Below are 7,150 nucleotides of genomic sequence, written 5' to 3'. Positions count from 1 at the left end.
CCTTCTCCCCGCCGAGCGGGGAGAAGGAAGTGATGTCACGCCGCGTCGAGACTCGGCTGCCGGATCGGCAGCACGATGCGGAAGCAGGCGCCGGCGCCCGGCACGTTGCGCGCTTCGATGCGCCCGTTGTGCTTCTTCACGATCCCGTAGGAAATCGASAGGCCSAGCCCGGTGCCSYTGCCGACCGGCTTGGTGGTGAAGAACGGATCGAAGATGCGCTGCAGGATCTCGTCGGGGATGCCGTGTCCGCTGTCCTGGATCTCGATCCACACCTCGTCGCCCTCCACCCCGGTGGCCACGGTGATCGTGCCGCGTTCGTCGATGGCATGGCTGGCGTTGAGCAGGATGTTCATGAACACCTGGTTCAACTCGGAGGGGCGGCACTGCACCAGCGGCAGCTTGCCGTACTGCTTTTCCAGGGTGACCTTGTACTTCAGCTCGTTCCAGATGATGTTGATGGTGGAATCGAGGCCGGCATGCAGGTCGGCGGACTTCCAGCTGTCGTCGCGCCCGGAGTACGAAAAATCCTTGAGGTTGCGCACGATCGCGGTGACGCGCTCGATGCCTTCGCGCGACTCGGACATCAGCTGCGGCAGGTCGCCGGTGATGAAGTCGATGTCGGCGCGTGCACGCAGGTCCTCGATCTCGGGCAGCATCGTCTTCGGGTCCGGCAGGCGCAGCGCGCGCTCGTAGACTTCGATCAGCGAGAACAGGCTGTGCAGGTATTCCTGCAGCGAGCCGAGGTTCGAGTGCACGTAACCGATCGGATTGTTGATCTCGTGCGCAACGCCGGCCGCGAGTTGGCCGATGGAGGCCATCTTCTCCGACTGGACCAGCTGCTCCTGCGCACCGGCCAGCCGCACCAGCGTCTGCCGGAGCTGTGCATGGCGACGCTGCAGTTCCTGCTGGCGCGCATGCGCCTCGCTCACGTCGTGGAACACGACCATGCAGTGGCCGCCGCCCGGACTGTCGTGGAAGTACGCGCGCACCTGCAGCACCAGGCCGTCGTCGAGCGTGAGGTCGGCATTCCAGCGCCCGGTCTCGCGCGCGATGCGGATCGCGTCGGCGGGCAACAGGCGGGACAGCGCGGCCAGCACGTCGCCTTCATCGTTCACCAGCGCGCGGGCGGCTGCATTGGCGTGCAACGGACGCGCATCGCCACGGCACAGCAGGTAGCCATCGTCCATCAGTTCGGCCAGCGCCTTGAGATCGGCGAAGGACGGGATGTCGTCCACGGTGCAGGCGCCGGAAGGCGGATTCGTCAGCGGGTCTGTGGCCACGGATGGATCGGGTGGCGGCGATGATGGGGCGCCAGTATCCGGCGCGGCCGCAGGAGCGGCAAGGTGCGGTGTCGCAGTTTGCGGATCCGGCACCGGGCTCAGGCCACCGCGATCGGACGCGGGGCGGCGTTCGTCGATGTCTGGCCCTGGGCGTCGTAGGCGCCGTGGCTTTCGGTGCGGCCGAGGTGGCGCAGCGCCCAGTTCACTTCGCGACGCCGACGCGCCAGCAGGATGCCATTGGCGTGGTTCATGTCGGCGAGTTCGGCCAGGCGCTGGCGCAGTTCGTCCGGGAAGCCGTAGCCGGCGGCGGCGCCTTCCAGCGCCCGCAGCGCGTCCAGCTTGTCCTGGGTGCAGCGCACGAGCGCTTCCACGTCGTGCTCGACGATGGCGCGACGCTCCTCTTCCAGGGCCGCGGACAGTCGCTGGAGGGGGGCGTGCGTCATGGTGCTCAGCCGCCCAGCTGGTCTTCCAGGCCGAGCATGCCGTCGGCGATGGCCTCGCCGTTGATCTTGTACGTGCCGGCCTGCAGCGCTTCGCGCACGGCCTGCACGCGTGCCTCGTTGATCGCCGGGGCGGTGGACAGTTCGCGCTGCATGGCCTGCAGGCTGGTGGCCTCGCCGGTCAGGCGCAGGCTGTCGCCTGCCGCGCTGGCTTCCACGGGGCTGGAACGGTCGGCGCCCGCCGGGGCGACACGGCCACCCAAGGGGCCTGTGCTGCGGATGGCGGCAGGGGGAGTGCCTTCGATTTTCTGGTTCATGTCAGTCACCTGTAACAGGGTTCAAAGGAGTTATCGGCCGCCACCCGGTCGACTTTAGTGACGGATCGCACAATTCCGAGGAAGGCCCGTTTTCTGCCCGATGTCCTTCCACCCAGCGTCGGTATCGGCACCCCGCGGGACATCTTGAGGGCCGATCGCGAATTATTTTCATCGACTCACCCAGACGTCGCCGCCCGGCCCGACCACACCCTGCACCACGCGGCGCGAGGACAGGTTTTCGACGGTCACCCGCTCGTTCTCGCCTGCATCGGCCAATGCCTTGCCGGCGACGCGGACTTCCACGCCCCCGCGCCGGGACACCAGCGCCACATTGTCGCCGCGCCGGACCAGGCGCTGCGCGACCAGGTCGGTCGACGCCAGCACCGTCCCGGCAGAAAGCATGCGTCGCGCGACCCGGCCCACCGCCTGCGCCGGATCGGCGACAGCCGCCCCGACGACGCGGGAAGCATCGCGGCGCTCGGCGACGAAGGCATCGGCGGTGATGGTCTCGCCTGGCGCCACGCCACGCGCCAGCACCAGCACGGTCTGGCTGCGGCGCACGCGCACGGGCACGAACAGGCGCCAGCCGGCATCCTGCGGGCAACTGACTTCCACGTTGTTGCTGCCCTGGATGCGCGCCACCAGCGCGGCACCGCAGCGCGGCAGGCGCAGGGCGGGATCGAGCGTGGCCTCGGCTTCGCTGCCCGCAGGCAAGGCGCCGAGGGCAGCGGCCTTGATGCTGTCGACCGGCTGGAAGTCCGCGGCGAGCACGGCGCATGCGGTCAGACCGCCGATCAGGGCGGTGGTCAGGCGCAGCAGCATGGGCGGGCTCCGGTGGTTCATCGGCGGGGTGGGTRCAAAGCGTGTGCCAGTTCCTGCCCCTCGCCCTGCGCAGCGGGGAGAGGGTGCCGAAGGCGGGTGAGGGGCGAACGAAGCGRTGACGCGCCGGCGCTCGATCAGGCGCCGCGCCCGCCCCTCATCCGCCCTCCGGGCACCTTCTCCCCGCAGGCGGGGCGAAGGAAAGTGCAACGCCGCTCAAGCACCCCTTGGGCGTGCCGATAAGTTGTCCATGACCCAGGACCTGCTCAACCGCATCGACCAGCGCACCCGCCTGGCCGGCCACAACCGCCTCGCATTGCTGCTGTTCCGCCTGGGCGGGCGTCAGCTTTTTGGCGTCAACGTCTTCAAGGTGCAGGAAGTCCTGCGCCGCCCGCCCCTGTTCCAGCTTCCCGGACTGCCCACCGAATTCGTGGGCGTGGCCGACGTGCGCGGCCGTTCCGTCCCCGTGCTGGACCTGGGACTGAGCATCCGCCACCCCGAGCGGGACCCCAATCCCGAGAACGCGCCCAACTACCTGGTGGTCACCGAGTTCAACCGGTCCATCCAGGGGTTCCTGGTCAGCGGCGTGGAGCGCATCGTCAACATCGCGGTGGAAGACATCCATCCGCCGCCGGAACTGGGCGCGGAAAACAGCTTCCTGACCGCGGTGACGCGTTTCCAGGGCGAATTGATCCAAGTGATCGACGTGGAAAGCGTGCTGGCGGACATCTGCCAGTCGCGCATGGACGCCACGCTGGCGCCGGAGATGGCCCTGCCCGCCGGTGCCCCGCCGATGCAGGTGCTGGTGGTCGACGACTCGCGTGTCGCGCGCTCGCAGATCCGCAGCGTACTGGAGCAGTTGGGCGTCACTGCCACCCTGCTATCCGACGGGCGCCAGGCGCTGGACCACCTCTTGCAGGTGCACGCCGCCGGCGAGAACCCGGCCGAACGCTACGCCATGGTCATTTCCGACATCGAGATGCCTGCGATGGACGGCTACACGCTGACGACGGAAATCCGGCGCCATGCGGGCCTGGCCGGCCTCTACGTGCTGCTGCACACGTCCCTGTCGGGCGTGTTCAACAACGCCATGGTCGAACGCGTGGGCGCAAACGCCTTCGTGGCGAAGTACAGCCCGCACGAGCTGGCCGAGCACGTGCTGTTCCGGCTGAACCAGGTGGCGGCAGCGCAAATGGCGGCGTAAAGCGCCCCTCATCCGCCCCCGTATCGAGTATGGGGCACGCGCTTCGGGCACCTTCTCCCCGCCGCACGGGGCGAAGGAAGAGCACGTTCTGGCACACGCCYTGCAGCATCCCCGGCAACGGTCTGCCGGAGCGGTGCCATGTCCAATCCCATCTCCAACTACCTCGGTGTCCATGCGGCGGCACTGCCGCTGCGTGAGCAGCGCATGCAGCTGATCGCCAGCAACCTGTCCAACGCCGACACGCCGAACTACAAGGCGAAGGACCTGGACTTCCAGGCTGCCCTGAAGAACGCCGCCGCCAGGGCCGCGCCCTTGCGGACCACCAACGAACTGCACCTCACCCTGCAGGACGCCACCCCGCGCATGTTCGAACGCGATGGCGTGCAGCCCAGCCTGGACGGCAACACCGTCGACGCCGACACCGAGCGCGCCGCCTATGGCCGCGCGGCGCTGGAGTATCGCGCCTCGCTGAGCTTCATCGAATCCAAGGTGCGCACCATGCTCACCGCGATCACCGGCCAGTAAGGAGGCATGCCATGAGCAACCTGCCCATCTTCGACGTCGCCGGTTCCGCGCTGCAGGCGCAGTCCGTGCGCCTGAACACGATCGCCAGCAACCTGTCCAACGCCGATTCCATCGCCTCGTCCGCGGATGCGGTCTACAAGCCCATCGAGCCCGTGTTCCAGGCGCGCCCGCTGCGCGGCGACGGCTCGCTTACGTCGGTGCAGGTGAAGGAGATCAGCCAGAGCGATGCGCCACCGATCAAGCGCTATGAGCCCGGCCACCCGATGGCCGACGGCGACGGCTACGTCTACGCGCCCGATGTGGATCCGGTCTCGCAGATGGTCAACCTCATCTCGGCGTCGCGCGGCTACCAGGCCGGCGTGGAAGTGCTGAACACGGCCAAGGAACTCGCCCTGGCCACCCTGACCATGGGCCGCTGACGCCCCGCCACCGAGCGACCACGCACATGACCACCATCAATGGCGATCCGTTCGCCGCCATCAATACCGCCTCCTCGGGTGTGGCGACCACCAAGAAGGCCGACACGCTGGGCCAGGCCGATTTCATGCGCCTGATGACCGAGCAGCTGAGCCATCAGGACCCGCTGAAGCCGCTGTCCAACAGCGAATTCGTCGCGCAGCTGGCGCAGTTCTCGACCGTGCAGGGCATCAGCGAACTGAACACCACCGTCGGCGGTTTCTCCTCTGCGTTGACCGGCGACCAGGTGCTGAAGGGCGCGGCGCTGGTCGGCCATTCCGTCGTGGTGCCGTCCAGTTCGGTGGCACTGCCTGCCACCGGCAATGCCACGGGCCTGGTCATGTCCCCGGGTGCGGGCAAGGTGACGTTCGAGATCACCGATGCCAGTGGCGTGGTCGTGGACACCATCGACGTCGAATCCACCGGCAAGGGCGAAACCGCCTTCGTCTGGGATGGCGTCAAGGCCACCGGCGAACGCGCGGCGGCCGGCGCGTACTCCATCAAGGCCACGCATACCGGCAGCGATGGCACCGGCACCGCGCTCAATACGTACGTCGACGCCACCGTGGAAAGCGTGACCATCGGCTCCGACGGCCTGTACCTCAACCTGCCCGGCCTGGGCACCGCCCCGCTCGACTACGTGCTGCGCATCGGCAAGTCGGCGTCCTGACCTCACTCCCACCGCATCCAGCAAGGAGTCTTCCATGGCTTTCAACAGCTCGCTGTCCGGCATGAGGGCGGCCAATGCCGACCTCAACGTTACCTCGCACAACATCGCCAACGTCAACACCAGCGGCTTCAAGGAGTCGCGCGCGGAGTTCGCCGAGGTGTTCTCCACCACCGGTTACGGCCTGCTGCAGAACGGCATCGGCGCGGGCGTGCGGGTGACCAACGTGGCCCAGCAGTTCTCGCAGGGCGACATCAACCAGACCGGCCGCTACCTGGACCTGGCGATCGACCGCGAAGGCTTCTTCACCGTCAGCAACAACGGCACCAACGTGTATACCCGCGCCGGCAACTTCCAGCGCGACGCGAATGGCTTCGTCACCACGCCCGACGGTTACCGCCTGCAGGTGTTCCCGCCGCGCGCCGACGGCGTAGGCTTCGATACCGGCAACCTGGTCGACCTGCAGCTGCTGACCACCGATAGTGCGCCCTCGCCGACCACCAACGTGGACCTGGGCGTGACCCTGCCCGGCAATGCGTCGCAGCCGACGATCGCGCCGTTCTCGCCCACCGACAGCGCCAGCTACAACGAGACCACCTCGGTGACGGTGTACGACTCGCTCGGCGTGGCCCACCAGCAGGCCGTGTACTACGTTAAGACGGCCAACCCGAACGAGTGGCAGATGCACACCTATGTGGACGGCGCCTCCATGGGCGCACCGACCACCGTGCAGTTCGACAACAACGGCACGCTGACCGCGCCGGCCAACGGCCTGGTGACGCTGGCACCGTTCACGCCCAGCACCGGCGCCGGCGTGCTCAACATGACGATGAACATCAGCGGCACCACGCAGTACGGCGAACAGTTCGCCAAGCGCATCCAGAACCAGGACGGCTACGCCACCGGCAAGCTCAACGAGTTCAGCGTTTCGCCGGAAGGCGTGGTGTATGCGCGCTATTCCAACGGTGTGGACCGCGCCATCGGCCAGGTCGGCCTGGCCAATTTCACCAATCCGCAGGGTCTGGTGTCGCAGGGCAACAACACGTGGACGCACAGCTTCGCATCCGGTGAACCGCGTATCGGCGCGCCGGGCACGTCGGACTTCGGCCAGGTGGCCTCGGGCGCGTTGGAAGCTTCGACCGTCGACCTGACCGAGCAACTGGTCAACATGATCGTGGCGCAGCGCAACTTCCAAGCGAACTCGCAGATGCTGTCCACGCAGGACCAGATCACCCAGACCGTCATCAACATCCGTTGATGGCGGCACGGCCGACGGAGGCTGACGCATGGACAAGGCACTCTACGTCGCGATGACCGGCGCCCGCGCTTCGCTGCAGGCGCAGGGCACGGTGTCGCACAACCTCGCCAACGTGGACACGAAGGGTTTCAAGGCGGCGCTCGCCGGCACGGAAGCCTTCAAGATCCAGGGCCAGGGTTTCCCC

General features: G+C 67.6%; 10 protein-coding genes. 6 read left to right on the top strand and 4 right to left on the bottom strand.

All coding sequences use genetic code 11. The features are described from left to right. Positions 1-35: 35 nt before the first annotated feature. From AC04L7_RS09585 to flgA, 4 genes are all read right to left on the bottom strand, one after another. Positions 36-1,280 (bottom strand): ATP-binding protein, encoded by a 1,245-nt coding sequence (locus AC04L7_RS09585; RefSeq protein ID WP_475512896.1) that lies wholly within the window; start codon positions 1,278-1,280, stop codon positions 36-38. A gap of 98 nt (positions 1,281-1,378) precedes the next feature. Beyond that, positions 1,379-1,723, bottom strand: coding sequence for a flagellar protein FlgN (locus AC04L7_RS09580; RefSeq protein ID WP_296281863.1), 345 nt, complete (start codon positions 1,721-1,723; stop codon positions 1,379-1,381). 5 nt (positions 1,724-1,728) lie between these two features. Beyond that, positions 1,729-2,037 (bottom strand): flagellar biosynthesis anti-sigma factor FlgM, encoded by a 309-nt coding sequence (flgM, locus tag AC04L7_RS09575; protein WP_435998963.1) that lies wholly within the window; start codon positions 2,035-2,037, stop codon positions 1,729-1,731. Positions 2,038-2,205: 168 nt separating this feature from the next. Then, on the bottom strand, positions 2,206-2,853 hold the full coding sequence (gene flgA / locus AC04L7_RS09570) for a flagellar basal body P-ring formation chaperone FlgA (protein ID WP_436001030.1): 648 nt from the start codon (positions 2,851-2,853) through the stop codon (positions 2,206-2,208). Between the two features lie 253 nt (positions 2,854-3,106). Here flgA and AC04L7_RS09565 point away from each other — a divergent pair, with 253 nt between their 5' ends. The 6 genes from AC04L7_RS09565 to AC04L7_RS09540 form a co-directional block, all read left to right on the top strand. Continuing rightward, complete coding sequence (locus tag AC04L7_RS09565) at positions 3,107-4,060, top strand: chemotaxis protein (protein ID WP_296281858.1); 954 nt, start codon at positions 3,107-3,109, stop codon at positions 4,058-4,060. 138 nt (positions 4,061-4,198) lie between these two features. After that, the gene (gene flgB / locus AC04L7_RS09560) at positions 4,199-4,585 is read left to right on the top strand and encodes a flagellar basal body rod protein FlgB (protein WP_435998965.1); all 387 of its coding nucleotides are present in this window, start codon (positions 4,199-4,201) and stop codon (positions 4,583-4,585) included. An 11-nt stretch (positions 4,586-4,596) separates the two neighbouring features. Further along, positions 4,597-5,004 carry a flagellar basal body rod protein FlgC gene (flgC, locus tag AC04L7_RS09555; protein WP_296281855.1) on the top strand — a complete coding sequence of 136 codons (408 nt, stop codon included), beginning with the start codon at positions 4,597-4,599 and terminating at the stop codon, positions 5,002-5,004. A gap of 26 nt (positions 5,005-5,030) precedes the next feature. After that, a complete protein-coding gene (locus tag AC04L7_RS09550) occupies positions 5,031-5,711 on the top strand; it encodes a flagellar hook capping FlgD N-terminal domain-containing protein (protein WP_435998968.1) in 681 nt (226 codons plus the stop codon). Positions 5,712-5,745: 34 nt separating this feature from the next. Then, the gene (flgE, locus tag AC04L7_RS09545; RefSeq protein ID WP_299343369.1) at positions 5,746-6,966 is read left to right on the top strand and encodes a flagellar hook protein FlgE; all 1,221 of its coding nucleotides are present in this window, start codon (positions 5,746-5,748) and stop codon (positions 6,964-6,966) included. A 28-nt stretch (positions 6,967-6,994) separates the two neighbouring features. Then, the coding region (locus AC04L7_RS09540; protein WP_475512897.1) for a flagellar basal body protein at positions 6,995-7,150 on the top strand (156 nt) is incomplete at its 3' end.

Source organism: Pseudoxanthomonas sp. LjRoot204_2 (genome assembly GCF_056175765.1).
This window is presented reverse-complemented; position numbering and strand designations above follow the sequence as displayed.